This is a genomic window from Tistrella mobilis KA081020-065, assembly GCF_000264455.2.
Lineage (GTDB): Bacteria > Pseudomonadota > Alphaproteobacteria > Tistrellales > Tistrellaceae > Tistrella > Tistrella mobilis.
Genome location: NC_017956.1, coordinates 3,561,709 through 3,587,814 on the forward strand (window position 1 = coordinate 3,561,709; position 26,106 = coordinate 3,587,814).

The 26,106-nt window shown below is 70.7% G+C and carries 21 protein-coding genes; 12 read left to right on the top strand and 9 right to left on the bottom strand.

The features are described 5' to 3' along the window. Positions 1-37 precede the first annotated feature (37 nt). Positions 38-1,375: a bifunctional folylpolyglutamate synthase/dihydrofolate synthase gene (locus TMO_RS16325; protein WP_014746752.1), complete on the top strand. Its 1,338-nt coding sequence runs from the start codon at positions 38-40 to the stop codon at positions 1,373-1,375. 33 nt (positions 1,376-1,408) lie between these two features. Next, on the top strand, positions 1,409-2,299 hold the full coding sequence (locus TMO_RS16330) for an alpha/beta fold hydrolase (protein WP_014746753.1): 891 nt from the start codon (positions 1,409-1,411) through the stop codon (positions 2,297-2,299). Here TMO_RS16330 and TMO_RS29575 read toward each other — a convergent pair whose 3' ends face one another. From TMO_RS29575 to tsaE, 8 genes are all read right to left on the bottom strand, one after another. After that, positions 2,300-4,645: an adenylate/guanylate cyclase domain-containing protein gene (locus tag TMO_RS29575; RefSeq protein ID WP_014746754.1), complete on the bottom strand. Its 2,346-nt coding sequence runs from the start codon at positions 4,643-4,645 to the stop codon at positions 2,300-2,302. It lies immediately after the preceding gene. Beyond that, positions 4,623-5,945, bottom strand: coding sequence for a Mur ligase family protein (locus TMO_RS29580; RefSeq protein WP_014746755.1), 1,323 nt, complete (start codon positions 5,943-5,945; stop codon positions 4,623-4,625). The genes TMO_RS29575 and TMO_RS29580 overlap by 23 nt, the downstream gene beginning before the upstream one ends. 71 nt (positions 5,946-6,016) lie before the next feature. Next, positions 6,017-6,340, bottom strand: a complete 324-nt coding sequence (gene trxA, locus TMO_RS16345; RefSeq protein WP_014746756.1) for a thioredoxin TrxA — start codon at positions 6,338-6,340, stop codon at positions 6,017-6,019. A gap of 164 nt (positions 6,341-6,504) precedes the next feature. Beyond that, positions 6,505-9,996: a double-strand break repair helicase AddA gene (gene addA / locus TMO_RS16350; protein WP_014746757.1), complete on the bottom strand. Its 3,492-nt coding sequence runs from the start codon at positions 9,994-9,996 to the stop codon at positions 6,505-6,507. Beyond that, entirely contained in the window at positions 9,993-13,088 is a 3,096-nt protein-coding gene (gene addB / locus TMO_RS16355; RefSeq protein WP_014746758.1) for a double-strand break repair protein AddB, read from the bottom strand. The genes addA and addB overlap by 4 nt, the downstream gene beginning before the upstream one ends. 4 nt (positions 13,089-13,092) lie before the next feature. After that, on the bottom strand, positions 13,093-13,860 hold the full coding sequence (locus TMO_RS16360) for a nucleotidyltransferase family protein (protein ID WP_014746759.1): 768 nt from the start codon (positions 13,858-13,860) through the stop codon (positions 13,093-13,095). Then, entirely contained in the window at positions 13,857-14,936 is a 1,080-nt protein-coding gene (locus TMO_RS16365; RefSeq protein WP_014746760.1) for an aminoglycoside phosphotransferase family protein, read from the bottom strand. The genes TMO_RS16360 and TMO_RS16365 overlap by 4 nt, the downstream gene beginning before the upstream one ends. After that, a complete protein-coding gene (gene tsaE / locus TMO_RS16370) occupies positions 14,933-15,505 on the bottom strand; it encodes a tRNA (adenosine(37)-N6)-threonylcarbamoyltransferase complex ATPase subunit type 1 TsaE (RefSeq protein ID WP_014746761.1) in 573 nt (190 codons plus the stop codon). Before tsaE ends, TMO_RS16365 begins: the two co-directional genes overlap by 4 nt. Positions 15,506-15,834: 329 nt before the next feature. Between tsaE and ffh the strand changes: the two genes are divergently transcribed. From ffh to TMO_RS29585, 10 genes are all read left to right on the top strand, one after another. Continuing rightward, entirely contained in the window at positions 15,835-17,190 is a 1,356-nt protein-coding gene (ffh, locus tag TMO_RS16375; protein ID WP_014746762.1) for a signal recognition particle protein, read from the top strand. Positions 17,191-17,288: 98 nt separating this feature from the next. Beyond that, positions 17,289-17,654: a 30S ribosomal protein S16 gene (rpsP, locus tag TMO_RS16380; protein ID WP_014746763.1), complete on the top strand. Its 366-nt coding sequence runs from the start codon at positions 17,289-17,291 to the stop codon at positions 17,652-17,654. Positions 17,655-17,703: 49 nt separating this feature from the next. Further along, entirely contained in the window at positions 17,704-18,285 is a 582-nt protein-coding gene (gene rimM / locus TMO_RS16385) for a ribosome maturation factor RimM (RefSeq protein ID WP_014746764.1), read from the top strand. Next, complete coding sequence (gene trmD / locus TMO_RS16390; protein ID WP_014746765.1) at positions 18,282-19,049, top strand: tRNA (guanosine(37)-N1)-methyltransferase TrmD; 768 nt, start codon at positions 18,282-18,284, stop codon at positions 19,047-19,049. The genes rimM and trmD overlap by 4 nt, the downstream gene beginning before the upstream one ends. A 214-nt stretch (positions 19,050-19,263) precedes the next feature. Beyond that, the gene (gene rplS, locus TMO_RS16395; protein WP_014746766.1) at positions 19,264-19,644 is read left to right on the top strand and encodes a 50S ribosomal protein L19; all 381 of its coding nucleotides are present in this window, start codon (positions 19,264-19,266) and stop codon (positions 19,642-19,644) included. Positions 19,645-19,983: 339 nt separating this feature from the next. After that, positions 19,984-21,387, top strand: a complete 1,404-nt coding sequence (gene leuC, locus TMO_RS16400) for a 3-isopropylmalate dehydratase large subunit (protein ID WP_041605052.1) — start codon at positions 19,984-19,986, stop codon at positions 21,385-21,387. A gap of 38 nt (positions 21,388-21,425) precedes the next feature. Further along, on the top strand, positions 21,426-22,043 hold the full coding sequence (gene leuD / locus TMO_RS16405) for a 3-isopropylmalate dehydratase small subunit (RefSeq protein WP_014746768.1): 618 nt from the start codon (positions 21,426-21,428) through the stop codon (positions 22,041-22,043). 126 nt (positions 22,044-22,169) lie between these two features. Further along, on the top strand, positions 22,170-23,279 hold the full coding sequence (gene leuB / locus TMO_RS16410; RefSeq protein WP_014746769.1) for a 3-isopropylmalate dehydrogenase: 1,110 nt from the start codon (positions 22,170-22,172) through the stop codon (positions 23,277-23,279). 235 nt (positions 23,280-23,514) lie between these two features. Beyond that, a complete protein-coding gene (locus tag TMO_RS16415; RefSeq protein ID WP_014746770.1) occupies positions 23,515-24,573 on the top strand; it encodes an aspartate-semialdehyde dehydrogenase in 1,059 nt (352 codons plus the stop codon). Between the two features lie 13 nt (positions 24,574-24,586). Then, the gene (locus TMO_RS29585) at positions 24,587-25,246 is read left to right on the top strand and encodes a 2OG-Fe(II) oxygenase (protein ID WP_014746771.1); all 660 of its coding nucleotides are present in this window, start codon (positions 24,587-24,589) and stop codon (positions 25,244-25,246) included. A gap of 25 nt (positions 25,247-25,271) precedes the next feature. Here the strand turns inward: TMO_RS29585 and TMO_RS16425 are convergent, their stop codons facing one another. After that, the gene (locus TMO_RS16425) at positions 25,272-26,072 is read right to left on the bottom strand and encodes an SDR family NAD(P)-dependent oxidoreductase (protein ID WP_041605054.1); all 801 of its coding nucleotides are present in this window, start codon (positions 26,070-26,072) and stop codon (positions 25,272-25,274) included. Positions 26,073-26,106 lie beyond the last annotated feature (34 nt).

The following is a 26,106-nucleotide window of genomic DNA, read 5'->3' on the forward strand; positions in this document are numbered from 1 at the left end:
GCCCGGGTGCCATCCGACGTGAAGGGGCTGCCGGCCCATGGATGACAGCGCCACCATCCTCGACCGGCTGGGCCGGCTGCACGCGACCGAGATCGAACTCGGTTTCGACCGGATCCTGCGTCTGCTCGCCGATCTCGGCAATCCGCAGGACCGGTTGCCGCCGGTCATCCATCTGGCCGGCACCAACGGCAAGGGCTCGGTGGTGGCCTGTCTCGGGGCGATCGCCCGCGCCGCCGGGCTCCGCGCCCATGCCTATACCTCGCCGCATCTGGTCCGCTTCCACGAACGCATCGCCCTTGGCGGCCGGCCGATTGCCGAACCGGTTCTGGCCCGGCTGCTGGCCCGGATCGAAGAGGTCAATGCCGGCCGCCCGATCACCTTCTTCGAAATCACCACCGCGGCCGCCTTCCTCGCCTTCGCCGAAACCCCGGCCGATCTGGTGATCCTGGAAACCGGGCTCGGCGGGCGACTGGACGCCACCAACCTGGTCGCCCGGCCGGCCGCGGTCGGCATCACCCGCATTGCGCTCGACCACATGGAATTCCTGGGCGACACCCCGGCGCTGATCGCGGCCGAAAAGGCGGCGATCATCAAGCAGGGTCGCCCCGCCGCCACCGTCGCCCAGACGCCCGATGCCGCCGCCGTCATCCGTGCCGCCGCCCTGCGCATGCAGGCCCCCTTTACCGAAGGCGGCCGCGACTGGCAGGCCTCGCTCGACACGGACCGGCTGGTGATCAGCGGCGGCCCGGCTGCGGGCGCCTGGCCGCTGCCGGCCCTGATCGGCGACCACCAGGCCTGGAATGCCGGTCTCGCACTCACCCTCGCCCGGCTTGCCGCCGCGGACATACCGGCACTGGCGCCGCTCGGTCGGGCCGACGCCCTGGCCGAAGGGCTGCGCACCACCCGTCATCCCGGGCGGCTGCAGCCGGTGACGGCAGAGATCGCCCGGGCGCTGCCGGCGCTCGATCCGGCCGGTCGGCACGAGATCTGGATCGATGGCGGCCATAATCCCGATGCGGTGGATGCGCTCGTCCGCCACACCCTGGGCCCCTGGTCGGACCGGCCGCTGCTGATGGTGCTGGGCCTGCTCGCCCGCAAGGATGCCACAGCCGTGATCGCGGGGCTCGCGCCGCTCGCCGGCCGGGTCCGGCTCGCGACCATCGCCATACCCGGTCATCCCTCGCATGACCCGGACATGCTGGCCGGTCTCGCCCGCCGGGCGGGGATCGACGCCGCCCCCGCCGCAGGCTGGCAGGCCGCGATCGCCGCCGCCGATCCCGACATCGCCCACCGCATCCTGATCTTCGGCTCGCTCTATCTGGTCGGCGATGTCCTCGCCGCCGTGGAAACCGCCGATGCCGAGGCTGCCGCCTGACCCGTGCCCGATCTCCGTTCAGGATCTGCATCCATGACTGCCATACCCGCCTTTTCCGTCGCCGATCTGGGGCACGTCGCCATCGCCCATGCCCTGCTGCCGGCAGACCGGCCCGGCGGGCTGCCGGTGGTGTTCGTCCACGGGCTGTCGATGCAGGGGCCTGAATGGCCTGCGGCCTTCCTGGACGAGCTTGGTGCAGACCATCCGATCCTGCTGCTCGACAATCGCGATGCCGGGCTCTCTTCCGCCTTCGGACCGGTGGTGCTGGGAGAGCCGGACGCCCCGCCGCCCCAGGCCTACGACCTGTTCGACATGGCCCGCGACGTCATCGCCCTGCTCGACCGTCTGGGCCTCGATCGGGTGCATCTGGTCGGCTATTCGATGGGTGGGCGGATCACCCAGATCATCGCCGCCACTGAGCCGGCCCGCGTGGCCTCGCTCACCTGCCTGTCATCGACCGGCGGCCGCCGGCAGGTGGAAGCGAAGGCCGATGTCCGCGACGCCCTGGGCGCCGCCCGGGCGGAACGCCTGCTCCATGCCCCCGATATCGAGCTGTTCGTCGCCCAGTCCCGCCTGCTCGACGGCACGGCCCTTCAGGCGTCCGACGACGAGCACCGGCGGCGGATCACGCAGGCGGTCACCCGCAGCTACCGGCCGCTCGGCACCGGCCGCCAGATGGCGGCGATCGAGAGCACGATGGATCGCCGCGAACTGCTGGGCCGCATCACATGCCCCACCCTGTTCATCCACGGCACCGCCGACCCGGTGGTGGCGCTGGACCGGGCGCGGGAAGGTGTAGAGCGGATCCCGAATGCCCGCCTGCACGTCATCGAGGGGCTGGGTCATCTGATCACCGAGGCGGCGACGCCACTGTTCCTCGCCCCACTCGCCGCCCATATCCGGACCGCGGAAGCGACCGGTTGATCACGAAAAACTGTCCTCGGGCAGTTTCAGCTCGGCCGGGGACTGCCCCAGGATCCAGCCCTCCACGGTCGTGACCGGCGCCAGCCGCGGCTCTCCCGTGGGTCGGGCCCCGGCCAGCACCTGCAGCATGCCCATCAGCCCGACCACGGCATCGAACTGGTCCTCGCCCCGGGCACCATTGCCGAAGCCGTCACCCAGTTCGGCAACCAGCGGCATGTCGATGACGAAATCCAGCCGGCGTGCCGCTTCCATCAGTGTCGCGGCATTGGCGGCACGATCGTTGCGGTTGCGCTTGCTGCCCCGGCCATTGGCCGCCTGACGGCCCAGCCGTACCCCCAGATGGCGATGGAAGGCCGCCGGATAGGCCTCGACCACGGTAACGGTATGGCGGGCGACCAGTTCGCCCAGCCGGCCATCGAAGGGCCAGAGCCCCAGATCCAGCCCCGCGCGGCGGGCCGGGATCAGCAGATGCCGCCAGACATGGGCGGCCGCACGGCCGACCTGGGCGGGGCCCATGGTCCAGAACAGCGGGGCCGCCGCCCGACGGGCGATGGTCGCATGCTCGCAGATCCGCCGCAGATCGTCGGGCCCGTCCAGCCCCAGCCGGCGGGCAAGCTCGGCCGGGCCGCCCTGCCCCTGCCCCGGGCGGCGCGGAAAGAACGGCCGCTCGGGCGAAATCTCCTCGGGCCGGGCCGCCGGCTCAAGCCCTTCGGGCGCGGCCGCGAAGCGGTCGAGGGCGTCGGAGAAGCGTTCGGCCCGGAGCAGCCCGGCATAGGCCGCCGGCAGGCCCAGCACCACGTCCAGCCCCAGCAGCACCCGCCCACCCCGGCTACGTCCACCCCGGGCACGCTCGATCAGCCGGGTGATCAGGCTGTCGACCGGCCCCACCGGTTCCGGGACACCCGCGGCATAGCGGCCATCCTCCATCCGCGTCGCCACCGCCATCCAGCGCTTGCGGGCATCGACGCTCCAATCGGCATGAACCACCAGATCGGGCGGCACGGGGCAGGGCGGCCCGCCCGCATCGGTGCCGGCAGCCAGGGCCAGGCGGTTGGCGGCAGGCGCCGGGGTGAACACCTCCTGTTCCCGCGCCGAGCCGCGCAGCTGCACCCGGCCCAGCGACCGCCAGGCGGCGGTGGCCCTGGCGGCAAAGGTGCCACTGGCGATGATCCGGTGGCCAAGCGTCTTGCTCAAATCCTCCAGCCGCGCCGCCTCGTTGATCGACCGGTCGATGGCGGTGAACTGCAGCCGTTCGGCGGTGCCGATATTGCCGAACATCACCCGCCCCAGATGCAGGCCGATGCCGAAATCGACCCGCGGCTCGCCCTCGGCCGCGCGTTCGCGGTTCCACAACTCCAGCCGGCGCTCGGCATCGCGCGCCGCCGCAAGCGCCGCATCGCAGGCCGCCTCCACCTCGTCGCCATAGACCGCCAGCGGGAAGATCGCGAGCACGCTGTCGCCCATCAGCGACAGCACTTCGCCCCCCGCGCCCAGCACCGGTTCGGCCGCGCATTCGAAATAGCGGTTCACCAGTTCCATGAACCGGCCGACGCCCAGCCGCTCGGCCATGGCGGTGGACCCGCGCAGATCCGACAGAAAGATCGCCGCCGGAATCAACTCGCCGTCGCCGCGGCGGATCTGGCCCGACAACACCCGCCGACCGGCATGCTGGCCCAGATAGGTCATCGCCACCGTATCCGATACCTGGGCCGTGAAGGCCAGCCGGCAGGCTGCCGCCAGATGCACCTGCAGGGCCGAAAGGATGGCCAGATCGCGATCACTGAACCCGTCGGGTGCGTCGGCGGCCCACGAGGCGAGCACGCCGTTGCCGCCAAGCCCGCTGCCGAAGGCGGTGGCGGTGGCGACATAGTCGGTCATGCCCTCCGCGACCAGATCCTCGAACAGCGCGAATTCCCGGCTCGCCTCGGGCCCGGTCAGCCGGCGGCGCATCCAGTGCATGTCGTGGGTCAGCATGTAGTTGAGCGGCGACCGCTGCCAGGCCTCGGACACGCCGGTCAGGCCATGTGCCATCACCATGCGCTCCACCGGCTGCCCGGCCTGCCAGAAGAAGGACACGGCCGCAATCAGCGGATGGAGGGTCCGGAAAGCGAGATACACCCGGCGAACCGGCAGACCGGCCTCGACCAGGCTGCGGTTCATGCCGTCGAAGACCTGCTCAAAACTTCCGGCCTGGATCAGATCCCCGGCCATCCGCCCCGCGACCGTCGCGACGACGGCGGCAGCCTCTGCATCCAGCGGCATCGATGCGGGCAGGCGCAGCTGCAGGCGTCCCATCACGTCGTCGCGGCTGCGGGGGGCGACGTCACGGCGACTGCGATCGGGCATCGGCTCCGGTCCTGATGGCGGCGCGCACAAGGCGCAGGAAGGTCTGGGTGCCGACCGCAAGCACGGGGGCCGCATCGGCACCGCCGGTATCGTACAGCAGCCGGACCATGGCCGGCACGTCGTCATGATCGATGGGCCCGTAAAGCGGCGCGTCCGGCCCCTGTCCCAGCCGGGCCGCCAGCCGGCGATGCACGCCCGGACCATGAACCAGCGGCCCGCGCCGCCCCTGAAGCACCACGCCGTGGGCAGGAAGCCCCGCTATGGCAAGCGCGTCGATCAGCCCGTCGACATCCTTGTCGTCGGTGACCGACAGCAGGACCCGCCAGCCCGCCTGCCCCAGCCGGGCAAGGCGTCCGGCATCCAGGCTCGCCGCCTGCACCGCCGCCTCCCAGCCGATCTCGCGCCCGTCTGCGGTCGTGGCTCGCCCCCAGGAGGGCACCGAAGCCGCCATCCGGTCCAGCGCCTCGGCGACCACGGCTGCCATGGGGTCGATCTCGTCGGCCACAAGCGCCGCACGGGCCAGCGCCAGATCCTGGCGCAGCCAGCCCGGCCGGTCATCGGCCGCATCGACCGGCGGCGCCCCGACGACCAGAGCATCGGCAAGACGGATCCCCGCGTCCCTGCCGGTCCTGGCGGCGGTGGCGGTCAGAATGGTCCGGCCGCACCGCCCATGGATGTCGAGCTTCTCGGCCGCGACATCGGCGAGTGTCGGCCCCAGCCGGTCCAGATGTTCAGGCAGGATCGCGGTCACTACGCCGATCCGCGCCCGAAGCCGGCCGGCCTCGTCATGGGCAGCGCCCCGGCCGGTTTCGATCACCAGCCGGTCGGCCCCGACCTCCCGCGCATGGGACAGGGCGATGGCCAGGAACTGGCCGAAGGGCGACAAGGCCTCGCCCGCCGGCAAACCGGCGGCCAGGGCCTCGAATTGCGGGGCGAGCGCCGCATGGTGGCGCAGGAAATCCTCCGCCCCGATCACCGCGCCGTCCAGGCGGATGCGGTCGAGCGCGGTGGTCTCTTCGGGCGAGGTGAACAGCAGGGTCCGGCGGCCGGCGGCCGTCTCCCCCGCCGCGATCAACCGGGCGGTACTGCCCTTGCCCTTCGATCCCGTCACCAGGATCACCCGGTCCGGATCGGGCATCAGCCCGGCGGCGGCGATCAGCCCCAGCAGCCGGTCCGGCCGGCGCAGATCCCGGTCGAAGCCCGGTCTGGCCGGACGTGCCGCCATGGCACCGGCATAGATCGCATCCAGCGCGCATCCCGTCGCGGCACCGGGGTCGGGCGCCGCAGGACCGCCGGACAAAGCGAAGCCCGCACCGCCCCCGGGGACGATGCGGGCTTCGACAGCGTTTCCGGCAGGACCGGAAGCGGAAGTCAGCCGACGACCGACTTGATCCACTTCGCCAGATCGCTCTTCTGCATCGCGCCGACCTTGGTCGCCGCGATCTGGCCGCCCTTGAAGACCATCAGGGTCGGAATGCCGCGCACACCGTATTTCGACGGGGTCTGCGGGTTGTGGTCGATGTTCAGCTTGGCGATGGTGACCTTGCCGTCGAATTCCTTCGACAGGTCTTCCAGCGCCGGAGCGATCATCCGGCAGGGGCCGCACCACTCGGCCCAATAGTCGACCAGGACGGGCGTTTCGGACTTCAGCACATCCTGCTCGAACGAGCTGTCGGTGACGGTGGCGATGGCCATGGGAGTTGTCCCCTCAAATCGTGAGCGGCCGCGGAGGCCGGCGGAAGCCGGCACGACGAGGCCGGCGGGCACGCTTGGCTCAATGTAGAAAGCCGCGCGAAGACGGTCAAGCACACCGACCTTTGCGTCGGATGCACGGCGGCAATCCGTTGATCGGGCGCAATTCAACCAGGGTGTTCCAGAAGATCGCCGGGATCCGGATCCGGGGCCCAGCGGTCGAGCAGGCGGTCCGGCAGGTGCATCAGCGACGGCCCGTCGGTCCAGACCAGCGCCGTCTCCACCTGCCGGCCGGGATAGATCCGGCGCAGCACCGCACGATAGGCGGCCATCTGGCGCAGGTAGTGCCGGGCCACCCTGTCCGGATCGGATGGCGGCGGCCGGTCGGTCTTGTAGTCCACCACCAGCACGCGGTCGGCAGAAATCAGCAGCCGGTCGACCGCGCCGGAAACCACGCGGGATCCGATCACGGCACCCAGCGGCACCTCGGCACGCGAGCCCGGCCCGAAGATCGGCGCGAAATCCGGGTGCATCAGCACCGCCTCCACCTCTGCGGCCAGTCCCTCGACCTCGTCGGGTGCCAGGCCATGGGCGGGGGCGGCCAGGAAGCGGCGGGCGGCCCCGGCGCGGGCTTCCGGATCCAGATCCGGCAGCACCTGCAGCAGGCGATGCACCAGCCGGCCGCGCCGGAAATGGCGCACGCCGGCGTCGCCCAGCGGCGATCGGGCGGGCGGCGGGTCGTCATCGGGACGCGACGGCGCCAGCGGTCGCGACGGCACCGGTTCGGGCGGTACCCCCCGATCGGGATGCAGTGCCGCCGGCAGGCCGACCGTCACGACGTCGGGTTCCGCCACCTCGGCGGCTTTCCGCTCAACAGCGCCATCCTGCGGGCAGGTGAGCCGCCAGCCGGGGCCGGCAATACCGCCCGGCAGCACCATCTCCACCGGTGCCGCCATCCCTGCCAACGCCCCCTGAACCAGGGCATACCAGCTGTCCGCGGGCGCCTCGGTCTTGCCGTGCCAGCCACAGACATACAGCCGGTCGGCCGCCCGGGTCATGGCGACGTAAAGCAACCGGCGGTATTCCTGCCGGTCTTCCACCGCCGTCACCGCCTGGGCGTCGCGCACCGTGTCGGAGACATCCGCCGATCCGGGCGAGATCAGCAGCATCGGCGCCGGATCCTCCAGCCAGACCGGCCCTGCCGGCGGGCGTGGCAGGCGGATCGTGTCGGGCAGGAACACCACCGGCGCCTGCAGCCCCTTGGCGCCGTGCACGGTCATGATCCGGACCTCGTCGCGGCCCTGCTCAAGGTCGCGCTTGACCTCCACCGCACTGCGCCCGACCCAGGCGAGGAAGCCTTCCAGGCTCGGCGGCTCGGTCTGCTCAAAGGCAAGCGCCAGGTTCAGGAACTCGTCGATCGCATCCTCGGCCTCGGGACCAAGCCGCGCCACCAGCCGCTGCCGCCCACCCCGGGCCGCCAGCAGATCGGCGTAGAAATCATAAGGCCCCATCCGGTCGGCCGCGCGGGCCAGCGTCGACAGGGTCCCGGCCGCGGCGCGAAGCTCGTCATCCCCGCGGGCCCGCTCCCGCAGGGCCCGGATCAGCGGCATCCGTCCCTCGGGCGTGCGGCGATCCACCGCCGCCCGGTAGAGCGCCGCCTCGTCCAGGCCGATGATCGGTCCCTTGAGCACCGCCGCCAGGGTCAGATCATCCTCGGGCAGCAGCAGGGCGCGCCCCAGCGCCACCAGATCGGCCACGGCGATCTGGTCGATCAGCGCCATGCGGTCGACACCCGCCACCGGCACGCCCGCCATCTTCAGCGCCCGGGCCATCCGGCCGACGAAGGCGTTGCGGCGCTGGACCAGAATCAGCACATCGCCCGCCCGGATCGGCCGGCCCTGCGCCTCCAGCATCTCGCCCTCGTCCAGCCAGCGGCGGAGCGTGTCGGCGATGGCATCTGCCACCCGGCCCATCGGATCGTCCTGGGGTTCGCGCACCACCGGCGCCACCCAGGCATCGTCCGGGTCCGGCTTTTCGGCCACCGCCAGCGGCCAGACTTCCACCACCCCGGCCTGACCGATGCGGGCCGCCTCGTGCCTGAGGGTCCGGCCGGGTTCGACCACGCCGTCGGCCGCCGGCTGGCGGGCGAAGACCGCATCCACCGCATCCAGCACCGCGCGGACCGACCGGAAGGACTGGCGGAGTTCGACCGGCCGCCACCCGCGCGCAGCCCCGGTCACCCGGGCCTCGAAAAAGGCCTGCATGCGCTTGAAGCCGGCCGGGTCCGCGCGCTGGAAGCGGTAGATCGACTGTTTCGGATCACCGACGGCGAACACGGTGCGGGCCAGCGGCAGGCCGTCCGCATCGCTGCCCGCCTGCTCGTGGACCGCACCGTCGCCGGCGAAAAACTCTTCGGTCAGCCGCTCGACGACCTTCCACTGTTCGGGGCTGGTGTCCTGGGCCTCGTCGAGCAGCAGATGCATGATGCCGCCGTCGAGCTTGTAGAGCACCCAGGGCGCGATGCCGGGCGTATCCAGCAACCGCCCCGCCCCCAGGATCAGATCGTCATAATCGAGCCGCGCCCGGATGCGCTTCTGTCCGTCATACAGTTCCGCCAGCCGGTGCCCCACCCGGAGCAGCGCCACCGAGGCCGCGACCGTCGCAGCCGCGCGGCGCTGATCCTCCAGCTCCACCATCCGGTCCTGTTCGCGGCGGAGCGCCGCAAAGGCCGCTGGCGCCGCTTCCTGGGTCGCCTTCACCATCAGCCGGGCACGCGGCTTGCGCTCGGCGGTCATGGTGGCGCCCAGCCGGTCCTCGAAGCGGGTGACGCGCTCCGCCTCACCGGCCGCCAGCCAGCCGGCCAGCGCCCGGCCGCGCACCACATCGTCCTTGCCGGACGACGCGACCAGGGCCTCGGCTGCGGCCTTGAGCCCCGCCTCGTCGAAGCCGCCCGGGGCACAGGCGGCCGCCAGCTCGCTTTCGGGCGTCGCCCGCGGATCGAGGTCATGGGCCGCCGCCACCCGTCGGCAGGCGGCCTCCAGCGATCCCGCCGCGGCCACGATCCGGCCCAGCCGGTGGCGTTCGCCGATCACCGTGGTCATCAGCCCGGCGAAGGCCTCGGCATCGAACAGGGTCGCCAGCCGGTCGACCGCCGCCCCCAGTTCGGCATCGCCCGCCGCCTCGGCGAACAGCCGCTCGCGGGCGCCGGCGATCAGCTCGGCGGCATCGCGCTCGTCCATCAGTTCGAAATGCGGCGGCAGCCCGGCTTCCAGCGGGAAGCGCCGCAGCAGCGACTGGCAGAGCGAATGAATGGTCTGGATGTTCATACCGCCCGGCGTGTCGAGCAGCCGCGCGAACAGCCGCCGTGCCGCGGCGAGTTCAGGAGCTTCGGGAGAGCGCCCGAGCAGAGTGATCAACTCCTCCATCAGCAGCCCGGCATCCGCCGTCGCCCAGCGCGCCAGGCGGCCCGACAGGCGAAGCGCCATCTCCGCCGCAGCCGCCTTGGTGAAGGTGATGCACAGGATCCGTTCGGGTGCCGCCCCGGCCAGCATCAGCCGCAGCACCCGGTCGGTCAGCACCTTGGTCTTGCCGGTGCCGGCCGAGGCACCCACCCAGACCGACAGGGCCGGATCGGCCGCGATCGCCTGTTCCCGGCTCATGCCTCGTCCTCCCCGGCCTGCCATTCCTGGACGCGGGCGAGATGGACGTAATCCGAGTAGCGCGGGGCCGCCCAGGCGCGCGGTCGGGCATGGTAGGGCTGGTCGGGCCGGTCGAAGGCGGTGATCAGCCGCACCAGCCCCGCCGCCGCATCATCGATCAGCGCCCGGGCATCCCCGCCGGGCTTGAGCACGAAGCGCTGCTCCCCGGCCGGCCGCCGGCCCGACAGCCGCCAGAAGGCCAGTTCCGACACGGTCGCACCGGGCACGCCGGCAAACCCGCCACGATCCAGAATGGCCGCCTCCAGCGGCAGCTGCGGGGCCAACCCGCGCTGCACCTCCTTGGTCGAGGGCGGTGCACCGGTCTTGTAGTCGATGATCGCGAAGGATCCGTCGGGCAGCCGGTCGATCCGGTCGGCGATCGCCGACAGCACGAACCGCCCGCCAGGTGCATCAAAGGCGAACTCGCCGCGGATCTCGGTCAGGGTGGCGGAAATATGGGCGCGACGGGCGCGTTCGATGCCGGCGAACCAGGCGGCGATGCGCTCGAAACGCGGCCACCAGAAGGCCAGCACCGCAGGCGGCAGGCGCAGCTCGTCCGTAACCCGTCGCCCCAGCGCCAGCAGCCGCTCGACCGCATCCTCGGGCAGAGGGGCAGGGGCCGGCGCCTGTTCGCGCAGGAACCGGTCCAGCACCGCATGGATGAACCGGCCGCGCTCGGCGGCACCCGGGTCGGCATCCACCGGATCCAGCGCCTCCAGCCCCAGAACATGGCGGGCATAGACGGCGTAAGGGTCGCGCATCAGGGTCTCGATCTGGGTGACCGACAGCCGGCGCGGCCGCCGGTCGACCGGCGGCACCGGTGCCGGCGGGCCGGGGCGGGGGCCCGGCGCCACCATGTCCAGCGCCCGCGCCCAGGCGATCAGCGGTATGGCCACCCGCGCTGCCGCCTCGGCCCGGGCCAGACCGGCACCGGCAATCACCGCATCCAGCCTGAGCAGCCAGCGCGAGGGCACGGTCGGCGTGCCGTCGACCTTGGCCGAGCGGGTCACCATCACATTGGGGCTCGACAGCAGGGCCCAGGCGTCATGCGCCGACAGGCCGATCCGCCGTTCGGCCGGCGGGAAGCCCGCCTGCCGGCGCATGGCCGGGCTGAGCCAGGGGTCGGGGCCCGGATCACGCGGCCAGTCGCCCTCGTTCATCGCCCCCAGAATGACCAGATCGGCCGAGAGCAGTCGCGCTTCCAGCGGACCCAGCACCTGCAACCGGGGATGGCTGCGCCAGCGCGGCCTGAGCGTGCGTTCGGCCAGCAAGGCCGACAGCAGGGCGGGATAGCGCGCGGTCGGCACATCGCCCAGAACCCCCGCCTCGTCGCGCAGCTCCGCCAGCGCCTGCATCAGCGCCTCGCCGGCCTCGCCGCGCCAAAGCCGTTCGGCACCGGTCTCGGGCAGGGCGGCGGTGCCGCCCGCGGCCATCGCCTCGGCAAGATCGGCGGCCGCCACCTCGGCCAGCGCCTCGGCCGCGGCGACATGGGCGTCGAGCAGAGCATCGAACGGCGCCTCACCGGCCGTCATCGCCGCGGCGAAATCGCCGAGACAGGCCTCCAGCCGGTCGATCCAGGGCCTGAGTTCCGCGGCCGCGCGGCGGATGCGTCCGGCCTCGCGTGCCTCCCCGTCCGCCAGCGCGCCGTCGAGCGCCGCGCGCAGCCCGGCGATGTCGGCCGCGGGCCGTGGCCCGCGCAGCAGGCTGCGTTCCAGCAGCCGCCCACCCGCCCGGAACCGTCCCGGCGCCAGGCCGCCGCCGGCCAGCGGATGCTTCACCAGGGCCAGCAGCGGCACCGGCGCCATGCGCTCGGCGGCCACCCGCGCGATCAGGTCCAGAAACACCGCCGGTCCCGACGACATCAGCGGCCGTCCGGCACTGTCGTCGATATCCAGCCCCCAGCGGCGGAGTTCGCCGGTCACCCGGCGGGCAAGGCGGCGGTCGGGGGTGACGAGCATCGCCGTCCGACCCGGCACTTCCAGCGTCTCGCGCAGGGCGAGTGCAATGGCCGTCGCCTCGGTGCGGGGATCCGGCGCCTCCAGCCGGGTCAACCCCTCCAGCGCCGCCGCCCGGACATGGGAGAGGTCGGCCCAGCGGTCTGTGGTCTCCGCCGGGCGGAAGGCCTCGGCCAGCAGCACCCGCCGGTCGCGGCCGGCCCGCACCGCCGCCGCCGGCACACCGGGCCAGACCGGTATGGCCGCGGGCCTCAGGCCCAGCTCGTCGAGCAGTCGGGTCAGGCCATGCTGGGGATGGGTCGGATCCTGGCGGATGGCGGCACGGGTATCCTCGTCCGGGGTTTCGTCCAGCGCCGGCAGCACCACCGCCCCGTTGGGCAGGCGGGCGATCACCCGGATCAGCGCCCGCGTCGCCGCCTGGCTGCCGGTCGAGCCGGCCACGATGACGGGGTCGGCGGGCGGCATGGCTTCCAGCCGCGCCGCCTCGGCCCGGATCAGCCGGTTGCGGCGGTCGATGGCGTCGATCGCGCCCGATTCGGCCAGGATCTCGGGCCAGAAGCGGCGGACGATGTCGACGAAGGCCAGCACCTCCTGCCAGTGCTTCGCATAGGCTTCGGGCACCAGCCGGTCCAGGCAGGCCAGATCCACATCCTCGACCAGCGCCTCGTCGAGCAGGCGCGCCAGTGCATCGGCCAGCCGCGCCGCTTCATCCAGCGTCAGGGCCTGACCGTGATCGCGGGCGCTCCAGCGCTCGATCAGCCGCGCCAACCGCAGTCGGCGGGCCAGCGGCGACATGGCCGGCGGCAGGTCCAGGATGTCGGCGGCGCTGCCGGGATCGCCCGCCTCCGCCAGCATCAGCTCTTCGGCCTCGACATCGCCGAGCGGCTTCAGCCGCGGCAGCAAGGCCGCCTCGCCGTCGGCGGCGATCAGAAAGGCCCGGGCCAGTTCGTCGATCGCGCGCCGGGTCGGCAGCAGCACGGTCATCCGCCCCAGCCGGTCCGGATCACCATCGGCCGCGGCGATTAGCCCCCGGGCCAGCGCATCCAGAAAGCCGGCCCCGGCCGGGATGCGCCAGACCCCTTGCGGCCAGCGGGCCATGGCCTCAGCCGATCCGGTCGTACCGGCCGCGGACCACCCGGTCGGCCAGTCTGACCGCGTCGGGCGTGCCCACGGCGACGAAGGCGCCGTCATGGACCACGCCGTAAAGCCGCTCGCGCTCGATCGCCCGATCGAACAGCAGGTTCAGCGAGAATTTGCCGGCGGGCGCGTCCTCGAACAGCGCCGGGCTCAGGATCTGCAGGCCGGAATAGAGGAAGGGGGCGACCTCGCGTTCCCGCCGGCGGCGCAGGCGGCCGGTCTGGTCCATGACGAAATCGCCGGTGCCGCCGACGCTCAGCGCATAGGGCATCGGCACCAGCAGCAGCAGCGCATCCATCCGCCCGGCATCGAAGGCGCGGGCCAGCACCTCGGCCGCGGGCCGCGGACCGTTCAGAAGCAGCTGGTCGGCATTGCTGACGAAGAAGGGGGCATCGCCCAGCAGCGGCAGCGCCTTCGCCACGCCGCCGCCGGTTTCCAACAGATCCTCTTCGTGGCTTTCCAGCAGTTCCACCCCGGCCGGCAACCGCGGGCGCACCGCGTCCAGATGGGCGCGCATCTGCCCGGCATGATGGTAGGTATTGACCACGATCCGACGCACACCCGTCTCTGTCAGCCGGTCCAATGTCCAGTCGATCAGCGGCCGGTCGGCCACCTCGACCAGCGGCTTGGGACGGGTCTCGGTCAGGGGCCGCATGCGGGTGCCGAGCCCTGCCGCCAGCACCATGGCCGTCCGGGGCGCACCGGCAAAGCGGATGGGGTCGGTCCTGGTCATGCGGGATCTCCTTCAGTCGTCGTCGTGCCGGCCGCGTCCGGATCGCGCGGCCGGGTGCAGCCGCGGGCATCCCAGGGCAAGGTCTCGTCCAGCCAGTCGGCCAGCGCATGCAGGGCGGGATGCACCAGATCGCGCTCGATCAGCCCCCAGACCCGCGGCTGGTAGTTCAGGTAGCGCGGCTTGCCGTCGCGCAGATGCAGCCGGGCGAAAATGCCGGCGATCTTCATGTTGCGCTGGACCCCAAGGATGGCCAGCGCCGTGCGGAAGGTCTCGCCGTCCAGGGCATCGCGCCTGCGCCGCAGATAGCGCTCCACCATCGCCTCGGCCAGATCCGGCGCCACGTCGCGGCGGGCATCCTCCAGCAGCGAGACCAGATCATAACCGGGATGGCCGATCAGCGCGTCCTGGAAGTCGATCAGCCCCACCCGCGACAGCCCGCGCCGGGCCGGCATCCACAGCAGATTTTCGGCATGATAGTCGCGCAGCACCAGCACCTCGGGCCGAGCCACCTGGTCGATCAGCGGTCTCAGCCGGTCGAGGAAGCCTGCGCGCTCGGCCGCGGTCGCCGCGCGGCCGAGCGCAAGCGGCCAGTACCAGTCGATCAGCAGCAGGGCCTCGCGTTCAAGCGTCGCCGCGTCATAGACCGGCACATCCAGCGCCGCCGCCCCCGGCCGGTCGTGCAGATCGGCCAGCAGGTCGACGGCCGCCGCATAGATCGCGGTCTCGAGCGTCGGGTCGCGGTCCAGCACCACCCGCACCAGATCGTCGCCCAGATCCTCCTGCAGCACGAAGCCGGTCTCGGCGTCGGCCGCCAGAATGGTGGGTGCTGCATAGCCCATCGCCTTCAGATGGGCCGCCACCTTCAGGAAGGGGCGCACATCTTCATGCGGCGGCGGCGCGTCCATCAGCACGGCGGTCTGGCGATCGAGCTTCAGCCGGTCATAGCGCCGGAACGAGGCATCGCCCGCCAGCACCGTGCGTTCGGCACCGCGCCAGCCGGCACGGGCGACGAAGCGGGCGCGATCGAGATCGCGGGCATCGGTCGGGACCGGGGCTGCGGAAGGGGTATCGGTCATGAGCATGTCCGTGGCGGTGAACCGGGCGCGGCCGGGTTCCCAGAGGTAAGATGGCCGAGCCGCGCCGTCCAGTCGCCGGACGGGTGGAGCGTGACCAGCCGTGCGCCGTCGGGCGCGATGGCGATCGACAGGCGCAGCGCCCCCGGATCGAGCCGGCCGCCGGCACGATCCGGCCATTCGATCAGCGCCAGCCCGTCTTCCGCGGCCTCCCACAGCCCCAGCTCGTCGATCTCGTCCGGATCCTCGATCCGATAAAGATCGGCATGAACGACCGGAAGGTCCGGCAGATCATACAGCTGGACCAGGGTGAAGGTCGGGCTCGGCACCTCGATCGGGGCACCGGCAAGCGCCCGGATCAGCGCGCGCGAAAACGCCGTCTTGCCGGCCCCCAGATCGCCGTCGAGCAGGACCATGCCGCCGGCGGCCATCACCGGCGCCAGGCGCTGCGCAAAGGCCTCCGTCTCCGCCTCGCTTGCGAGGCGGATCACCGGCGCCGGGGCACCGGTTCCGCCGGTTTCGGGGGCCCGACAGAGACGGGATCCCGGGCCGGCGCCATGGCGGATCGTCATGCACATCCGCGGGTTCTAGCCTGTCGGCGCGGCCGCGGCAATGGCCGCTTTGCGGCAGCGACTTGACAAGGGCCACCGGATTGAGTCACAAGCCTGTCTTCGCGCGAGGGCGGGCGACATCCGCCGCCATCACCCTTGTGCGGAACGTCACGCCGATCGATCTTCAGCATCACCACCCTGGAACGGGGGCCGATGCCGGGGGCCGGCCGGCGCCCGCCCGGTCGGGCGATACGGACCTTCGGCGACGAAGGCATGTGTCCCCGCCGATGGGAGCATCAGAGGCCGGCGATCGTCGCCGGCCCGCTCCGAGCGAGACGGAAACCGATACGATGTTCGAGAATCTGACCGGCCGGCTCGGCGAGGTCTTCGACCGCCTGAAGCGCCGTGGTGCGCTGACCGAAGCCGACGTGACCGCGGCGCTGCGCGAAGTGCGCATCGCGCTGCTGGAAGCCGATGTCGCCCTCCCCGTCGTCAAGGACTTCATCTCCGCCGTGCGCGAACGCGCCGTCGGCCAGGAGGTGCTGCGTGGCATCAACCCCGCGCAGATGGTCATCAAGATCGTCCACGATCATCTGACGGACATGCTGGGCGGCGACGCGGTCGAGGTCGACCTGAACGCGCCGGCCCCGGTCGCGATCATGATGGTCGGCCTGCAGGGCTCGGGCAAGACCACCACCTCCGCCAAACTCGCCCGCCGTTTCCGCCTGCGCGACAAGAAGCGCGTTCTGCTCGCCTCGCTCGACGTCTACCGCCCGGCGGCGCAGCAGCAGCTGGAAGTTCTGGCGAAGCAGGCCGAGGTCGGCAGCCTGCCGATCGTCTTCGGCGAAAAGCCGGTGGCGATCGCCGAGCGCGCGATGAAGATCGCCGCCCGCGAAGGCTATGACGTCGTCATCCTCGACACCGCCGGCCGGCTGCATATCGACGACGTGCTGATGGACGAGGTCGCGGCGGTCAAGTCGAAGGCCCGCCCGCACGAAACCATCCTGGTCGCCGACGCCATGACCGGCCAGGACGCGGTGACCATCGCCAAGACGTTCCAGGACCGTGTCGGCCTGACCGGCATCGCACTGACCCGCGTCGACGGCGACGCCCGCGGTGGTGCGGCGCTGGCCATGCGTTCGGTCACCGGCAAGCCGATCAAGCTGCTGGGTCAGGGCGAAAAGCTCGACCAGCTCGAGACCTTCCACCCCGAGCGCATCGCCTCGCGCATTCTCGGCATGGGTGACGTGGTCTCGCTGGTGGAGAAGGCGGCCGAGACCATCGACCGCGAAGAGGCCGAAAAGCTCGCCGCCAAGATCCAGAAGGGCACGGGCTTCGATCTCGACGACATGGCCAAGCAGCTGCGCCAGCTGCGCAAGATGGGCGGCATGAAGGGCATGCTCGGCATGCTGCCGGGTGTCGCCAAGATGAAGGCGCAGCTGAACGACGCCAAGCTGGACGAGAAGATCCTGGTTCGTCAGGAGGCGATCATCATGTCGATGACGCCGAAGGAACGCCGCAATCCCGAGATCATCAAGGCCTCGCGCAAGAAGCGCATCGCCGCCGGCTCGGGCAGCAGCGTCCAGGACGTGAACAAGCTGCTCAAGCAGCACCAGGACATGGCCAAGATGATGAAACAGGTCGGCAAGCTCGGCAAGAAGGGCATGATGCGCGGCGGCCTGCAGAACCTGTTGCCGCGCATGTGATCCGGGCCATTCCGCCCCGCCTCATCCCGCGCGCACGCTTCCCAAGATCCCCGTCTTTCCAAAGAAGACACCACCTCCGATACAGGACCCTCCATCCGATGTCCGTGAAGATCCGCCTGACCCGCCTGGGTGCGAAGAAGAGCCCCGTCTACCGCATCGTCGTCGCCAATTCGCGCAACGCCCGCGACGGCGCCTATATCGAGAAGATCGGCACCTACAACCCGCTGGCGGCCAAGGACGATCCGAACCGGATCGTGCTGAACACCGAGCGCGCCCAGTACTGGGTCGGCGTCGGCGCCCAGCCGACCGATCGCGTCGCCCGCTTCCTGGCCGCCGCCGGCATCATCGCCAAGGTCGACCGCAGCAACCCGAGCAAGGGCAAGCCGAAGGCGAAGGCGCAGGAGCGCATGAAGGAAGCGGCCGCCGCCGCTGCCGCCGCCGAAGCCGCTGCCGCCGAGGCCTGATCCGGGCCAAGGCTTCCGGCCCGATCCATAGAGGGAACACCGTTCGTCCATGTCCCGCCCCGGACGTCCCGCCGGCCCCACCGGGGGCCGGGCTGCCCCGCCGCAGCCCGCCCCGGTCGATCCGGCAGAACTGGTCTGCATCGCCGAGTTTGCCGCCCCCCAGGGGGTGCGCGGGCTGGTGCGTCTGCGCCCGTTCACCGAGGATCCCGAGGCGGTGGCCGATTACGGCCCCCTCTATGACCGCACCGGCACCCGCGCCTTCCGCATCCGCATCACCGGCCCCCACAAGGTGGGGCTGGTGGTGAAGGTGGATGGCGTGGACGACCGCGATGCCGCCGCCGCCCTCACCGGCACCCGGCTCCACGTCCCCCGCTCCGCCCTGCCGGCGATCGAGGATGACGAAGAGACCTGGTATCAGGCCGATCTGATCGGCCTCGAGGTGGTGGATCAGGCGGGCGCCGTGGTGGGCCGCGTGCGGGCCGTCCACGATTTCGGCGCGGGCGACATTCTGGAGATCGACCGGCCGGGCGACCGGGCATCGATGATGCTGCCCTTCACCCGCGCCTATGTTCCCGAAGTGTCGGTCGCAGCCGGACGGATGGTGATCGATCCGCCGGAGGGGCTGGAATGAGCGGCCCCGCGGCCGGGGACGGGATCGAGGACGGCAGGGGCGAGAGTCCCTGGTCTGCCGAAATCCTGACCCTTTATCCCGAGATGTTTCCCGGGCCGCTGGGGCATTCCCTGGCGGGGCGGGCGCTCGACCGCGGGCTTTGGAAGCTCGGCGTCACGCAGCTGCGCGATTATGGTCTCGGCCGGCATCGCGCGGTCGACGATACGCCGTCCGGGGGCGGTCCCGGCATGGTCATGAGGGCCGATGTCCTGGCCCCCGCGATCGATGCCGCGATCGAAAAATGCCCCGGCCACGCCTTGATTTACTTGACTCCGCGCGGGCAACCGCTTACCCAATCGCGGATCAGACGTCTGGCCGCCGGGCCCGGCGTCATTGTCCTGTGCGGCCGGTTCGAAGGCGTGGATCAACGCCTTCTCGATGCCCGGCCGTTCGAGGAGATCTGCCTCGGTGATTTCATCCTCTCCGGTGGGGAACTCGCAGCGTTGGTCATGATCGACGCTTGCGTGCGCCTGTTGCCGGGTGTCATGGGGGCCCATGCCTCCCAGGCAGAGGAAAGTTTCGAGGACGACCTGCTCGAATACCCGCACTACACCCGTCCCGATGTCTGGGAAGGGCGCGCGGTGCCGGAGGTTTTGACCTCGGGCCACCACGAGCGGATCCGGGCCTGGAGACAGGACCGGGCAGAGGCGGTGACGCGGGAGCGACGGCCCGATCTGTGGGCGCGGCGTGAGGCGCGCCGCCGCGGCAGCGGCGGCGGGACCTGACGCCGCGCAACCTTGCCGGCCCCGGTGTTTCGTCCGGGCACCGTCAGGGTCGCCGGAAGAAGCTGAAGACCGAAGACGCTGAAGACCTGGAAGACCCCCGGATCATCCGGGAAAGCATTGACTTGAAACTGGCCTGCGCCCGGGGCGCGGCCCCCAACATGGCGAAGGCAGGCGGCCCGGTCCGCCCGCCGGATGTCGAAAGAGGTAGGGTGCGATGAACATCATCCAGCAGCTCGAACAGGAGCAGATCGCGCAGCTGACCGCCGCCCGCGCCGTGCCGGATTTCGAGCCGGGCGACACGGTGCGCGTGAACCTGCGCGTCGTCGAGGGCAACCGCGAGCGCGTGCAGGCCTATGAGGGCGTGTGCATCGCCCGCAAGGGCGGCTCGCTGAACGCCTCGTTCACCGTCCGCAAGATCTCGTATGGCGAGGGCGTCGAGCGCGTGTTCCCGCTCTACAGCCCGCTGATCGAGAGCATCGACGTGGTCCGCCGCGGCCGCGTGCGTCGCGCGAAGCTCTACTATCTGCGTGGCCGGACCGGCAAGGCCGCCCGCATCGCCGAGCGTCGCGACACCCGCGGCCAGGCCGCCGGCTGATCCCGCAAGGGGCCAGCAGTCGCAGGGCTTCGAACCGCCGGCCGTCCTTCGGGATGGCCGGCGGTTTTCGTTTGGGGGTCGCCCCCGCGTCGCCCTCCCGCAGGGCATCGCCCACCCGCCGGCGGGGGCAGGACGGCCAACCGGAATGCCCAATTGGTATACCAAAATGGGGCCCCACCTGTTAACTTATTGAATTTAAACATTTCTTTCCGCTTCCCAAGGGCGCGATGACATATTATTCTTGCCGTCGAAGCAGCCGATGCGACGCAATCTGTCGCGCAGCGGAAATCGCCGCCGTCAAGACGGCCCGCTGACCGCCCAAGCGTGAACGAGGAACCGATGTCCGCCCCACGTACCCTGTACGACAAGATCTGGGAGAGCCACCTGGTCGAGAGCCGTGAGGACGGTTCGGCCCTGATCTATGTCGACCGCATGCTCATCCACGAGGTCACGAGCCCGCAGGCCTTCGAGGGCCTGCGTGTCGCCGGCCGCAAGCCGCGGCGCCTCGACGCGCTGCTGGCGGTGGCTGACCACAACGTGCCGACCGTGCAGCGGGCCCAGGGCATCGCGGATCCGGTCTCGCGCACCCAGGTCGAGACGCTGGAAGAGAACTGCGCCCATTTCGACGTGCCCTATTTCCCGATCATGGACGACCGTCAGGGCATCGTGCACGTGATCGGGCCCGAGCAGGGCTTCACCCTGCCCGGCACGGTCATCGTCTGCGGCGACAGCCACACCTCGACCCATGGTGCCTTCGGCGCCCTGGCCTTCGGCATCGGCACCTCCGAGGTCGAGCATGTGATGGCGACCCAGACCCTGGTTCAATCGCCGTCGAAGACCATGCGGATCAATGTCGAGGGTGATCTGCCCCAGGGTGTGGGCCCCAAGGATATCGTGCTCGCGATCATCGGCCGCATCGGCACCGGCGGCGCCACCGGCCGCGTGGTCGAATATGCCGGCTCGGCGATGCGCAGCCTGTCGATGGAAGGCCGGATGACGGTCTGCAACATGTCGATCGAGGCCGGCGCCCGTGCCGGCCTGGTCGCCGTCGACGAGAAGACCATCGACTATCTGCGCGACCGGCCGATGTCGCCCAAGGGCGAGATGTTCGAGCAGGCCGCCGCCTATTGGCGGACGCTGGTCTCCGACGAAGGTGCGGTGTTCGACGACGAGATCACCATCGATGCCGCCAGCATCGTGCCGCAGGTGACCTGGGGCACCAGCCCGCAGGATGTGGCGCCGATCACCGGCACCGTGCCGAACCCGGCCGAGGTCGCCGACCCCATGCGCCGCGCGGCCATGGAGCGGGCGCTGAGCTATATGGGCCTCGAGCCCGGCACGCCGCTTGCTGCCGTGCCGGTGCAGAAGGTCTTCATCGGCTCGTGCACCAACGGCCGGATCGAGGATCTGCGCGAGGCGGCAGCCATCGCCCGGGGCCGCAAGGTCGCAGAGGGCGTGCAGGCGCTGGTCGTGCCCGGCTCGGGCCTGGTGAAGAAGCAGGCCGAGGCCGAGGGTCTGGACAGGATCTTCGTCGAGGCCGGTTTCGAATGGCGCGAAGCGGGCTGCTCGATGTGCCTTGCCATGAATGCCGACCGGCTGGGCGAAGGCGAGCGGTGCGCCTCCACGTCGAACCGCAATTTCGAGGGCCGGCAGGGCCGCGGTGGCCGCACCCATCTGATGAGCCCGTCGATGGCCGCTGCCGCTGCCATCTCCGGCACGCTCGCCGATGTGCGCGCCCTCTGAGCCCCGCTCTCTGAACTTCCGGCCGAAAGCCTGATCCCATGGACAAGTTCACGACCCTGACCGGCATCGCCGCGTCCTTCCCGCGGGTCAATATCGATACCGACCTGATCATCCCGAAGCAGTATCTGACCACCATCAAGCGCACCGGCCTGGGGGTCGGCCTGTTCTCGGACGTCCGCTATGATCGCGACGGCAACGAGACCGGCGATTTCGTGCTGAACAAGGCGCCGTGGCGCGAGGCGAAGATCCTGCTCGCCGGCGACAATTTCGGCTGCGGCTCCAGCCGCGAGCATGCCCCCTGGGCGCTGCTCGATTTCGGCATCCGCTGCGTGATCGCGCCGAGCTTCGCCGACATCTTCTACAACAACTGCTTCAAGAACGGCATCCTGCCGGTCAAGCTGGACGAGGCCCTGGTGCAGAGCCTGATGCCGCTGGCCGAGAACCCCGAGACCGCGGTGATGACCGTGGATCTGGCGGCGCAGGAGATCCGCGCCCAGGGCCGCGAGCCGATCCGTTTCGAGATCGACGGTTTCCGCCGTCACTGCCTGCTCGAAGGCCTCGACGACATCGGCATCACGCTGACCTCGGAAGACCGGATCACTGCCTTCGAGGCGAAGCAGAAGGCCGCCCAGCCCTGGCTCTACGCCGCCGGCTGAACGACCGATCCGACCCTTGAGGAGGGCCGCGGCGGGAGGCAAAACCCGGCCGCGGCCGTCTTCGATGCGACGACCGCTCCCCCAGACGATCGCCCCCCATTCGAGACAGAAAGACGGACGCGACACATGGCCGCCAACAAGAAGCTGCTGATCCTGCCGGGTGACGGCATCGGCCCCGAGGTGATGGGCGAGGTTCGCCGCATCATCGGCTGGTTCGAAAAGGCCCGCGGGCTCTCCTTCGATATCGCAGAAGATCTCGTCGGCGGCGCCGCCATCGACGCCTACGGCACGCCGCTGGCGGACAAGACCCTGGACCTCGCCATGGGCGCCGATGCGGTGCTGCTGGGCGCGGTCGGCGGCCCGAAATGGGAGCCGCTGCCCTTCGAGATCCGGCCCGAGCGCGGCCTGCTGAAGCTGCGCAAGGAAATGCAGCTCTACGCCAATCTGCGCCCGGCGATCGTCTTCGACGAGCTGGCCGATGCCTCGACGTTGAAGCGTGAGGTGGTGGCGGGCCTCGACATCCTGATCATCCGCGAGCTGACCGGCGACCTCTATTTCGGCACGCCGCGCGGCGTGGAGACCCTGCCCGACGGTACCCGCCGCGGCATCAACACCATGGTCTACACCTCGCCGGAAGTCCGCCGCGTGACGAAGATCGCCTTCGATCTGGCCCGCAAGCGCGGCTCGAAGGTCTGCTCGGTCGACAAGGCCAATGTGGTCGAGACCACCGAGATGTGGCGCGAAGAGGTCATCAAGCTCCACGGCGAGGGCTATGAGGACATCCAGCTCAGCCACATGTATGTCGACAATGCCGCCATGCAGCTGGTCCGCAATCCGAAGCAGTTCGACGTGATCGTCACCGGCAACATCTTCGGCGACATCCTGTCGGACGAGGCCGCGATGCTGACCGGCTCGCTCGGCATGCTGCCCTCGGCCTCGCTGGGCGATCCCGACGAGACCGGCCGCCGTCGCGCCCTTTACGAGCCGGTGCACGGTTCGGCCCCCGACATCGCCGGCCAGGGCATCGCCAACCCGCTCGCCACCGTGCTCAGCTTCGCCATGATGCTGCGCTATTCCTTCGACCTCGACGAGGCGGCGAACCAGGTCGAGCAGTCGGTCCGCAACGTGCTGGCGCGCGGCCTGCGCACCGGCGACATCATGCAGCCTGGCATGACCCGGGTCTCGACCCAGGCCATGGGCGAGGCGATCGTCGAGGAGCTGGCGAAGCTGGGCTGAGGCACCACGCCCCGGCCCCCGGCCGGCCCTTGCCGAGACGATCTTTACGACGACAGAACGGCGAAGCCCTTCCATCGGCAGGGCTCCGCCCCTATCTTGCGCCCGCAAGGCATCGGCGAGTTTCGCCGCTGCCCGGCGGGCGCAATGCCGTTCCGGACCGCCTCCTCCCCGCAACGGGCCGAGGCCTCCCCGACGGCGCTTCCGCCCTTTTCAGACGAGATCGAAGGAAGACGTCATGGCCGATGTGATCGCGGTGATCGGTGCCGCCGGTGCCGCCGGACGCGAGGTGCTGCAGGTTCTGGCGGCCCGCGGAATCGGCGTCGAACGGGTCCGCGCGCTGGAGACCGAGGTTCAGCGCGGCGACGCCCTCACCTATGGCGACGACCACGAAGTGCCGCTCGTGAAGCTTGCCGATTTCGATTTCGCGGGCGTTGCGATCGCGATCTTCGCCGGCCTGCCGGCCATCGCCAGGGTGCACGGCCCCCGCGCCGCTGCCGCGGGTGCGGTGGTGGTCGACATGACCGGCGCCTATCGCAGCATCGACGGCGTGCCCCAGGCCCTGGTGCCGGTGAACCCGCGCGCGCTCAGGGCCTGGAGCCGCCACCGTGCCGTCGCCTGCCCGCCGGCGGCCGCCGTCGCGATCGCCATGGCACTGAAGCCGCTGCATGCCCTGGTCCCTGTGACCGCCCTCTCCGCCACCGTGCTGCAATCCGTTTCGGGCGCCGGCAAGGCGGCGATGGACGAGTTGTTCGACCAGACCAAGGACATCTTCATCGGCAACCGCCGCGATCCCGAGCAGTTTCCGAAGCAGATCGCCTTCAACGTGATCGGCGCCGAGGCCGACGATGCCGCCACCGGCCGCACGCGGGAAGAGCACGAGATTGCCGGTGCCATCGGCGCCCTGCTCGGCCCCGCCATCGCCGCCCGGATCATCACCGCACAGGTGCCGGTGTTCATCGGCGACAGCATCGCGCTCTCCGTCACCTTCGAGCGCGCGATCGACCCGGCCGCGGCCTGGGCGGCGCTGCATGACGATCGCGATCTGGCGGTCACCGCCCCGGTGCCGGGCGGCGAGGCCGACCAGGATGCCGCCACCACCCCGGTCGAGATCGTCGGCGAGGCGCCGGTCTATGTCTCGCGCCTGCTGTCGGACCGGAGCGATGCGCGCACGCTCGATCTCTGGATCGTGGCCGACAACCTGCATCGCGGCCAGGCGCTGACCGCGGTGGAAATTGCGGAAGCCCTGCTGCGCGACCATCTCACCCCCCGCCTCGGCAGCACACCCGAGGCCTGATCCGGAGATCCATATGGGGCCGGCCGACCGTCTTGATCTTTCTGTGCCGGCCTTCCGCCCGGCCCCGCTCCGCGACGAGGCGGTCTATCCGGCAAGCGGCCTGCGCCCGGCCGGATTCGCGGCCCTCGACGGCGTCTTCGACGATGCACTCTGCGATGCGCTGATCGCCGCCTTCGATGCCGTGGGCGGCCATACCGCCTCTCTGGTCAAGGGCGTGCAGTCGGCCGGCATCCGCCGATCACGCGTGCTGTGGTTCGACGCCGAGAGCAGCCCCGACCCCGACCTCACCGCCGCGGTCGACCGGCGGATGGCCGAAGTGACGGCCCTTCTCAACCGCACCCGCTTCGGCTTCGCCCTCGACGGCTTCGACGAAGCCTTCCAGATCGCCCGCTATGATGCGGAGATCGCCGGCGGCTATATCCGCCATGTCGACCGCGGCGAAGGCCCGCGCGCCCGGCGCCGCAAGCTCGGCATCTCGATCCAGCTTTCGGCGCCAGAGGAATACGAGGGCGGCGACCTGATTCTCGAACCCCAGGCGGTGCCGATCACCGGACCCCGCCGCCGGGGCACCGCCATCGCCTTTCCGTCCTATGTCGTCCACGAGGTCACGCCCGTCACCCGCGGCTGCCGCTACAGCTTCGTCGCCTGGGTGCACGGGCCCGGCTTCGTCTGAGACCGCGGCCGGCCTCCGATCTTTCTCAGGCGCTGCGAGCCTTGGCGATCTTGTGCAGATAGGCCATGTAGCCGATCGGGATGCGGCTGGCGCCGTGGACCTGGATGACAGTGCCTGAGACCCAGGCCGCCTCGTCGGCCGCCAGATAGACGCAGATGCCCGCCACATCTTCCGGCGTGCCCAACCGGCCCAGCGGCACGGTGTCGATCTGCTTCTGTGCCCGCGGACCCGACATGAATTCGGCATTCTCCTCCGTGACCACCACACCCGGGGCGACCGCATTCACCCGGATGTTGCGATGGCCCCATTCCACCGCCATGGTCTGGGTCAGGTTTTCCACCCCGGCCTTGGCGGCACCGTACTGACCCGTCATCGGGTTGGGATGGGAGCCCGAGCGCGAGGTGATGTTGATGATCGAGCCGCCGTCGGTCATCGCCCGCGCCGCCGCCTGAGCGGCGAAGAAGGTCGCCTTCATGTTGAGGTCGACCACCCGGTCCCACTGCCCCTCGTCGATATCGATCAGCGGGCCGACATCGGCCGGGTCGGCACTGCCGGCATTGTTGACCCAGATGTCCAGCCGGCCGAAAGCCTCCAGTGTCCGCGCGACGATCGTCTGGGCTGCGCCCGGGGCGGTGATGTCCTGCGGCACCGCCAGCGCCGTACCACCGGCGGCACGGATCGCCGCGACCGTAGCCTCCAGCGGCGCTTCGGCACGGCCGGTGCAGACCACCCTGGCCCCTGCCTCAGCCAGGGCGTGGCTGATCCCCTTGCCGATCCCACGGCCACCGCCGGTTACGACCGCAACTTTACCGTCGAGTGAAAACAACGCCTTACCCTTCCTGAGCGCCGGGCATACCACA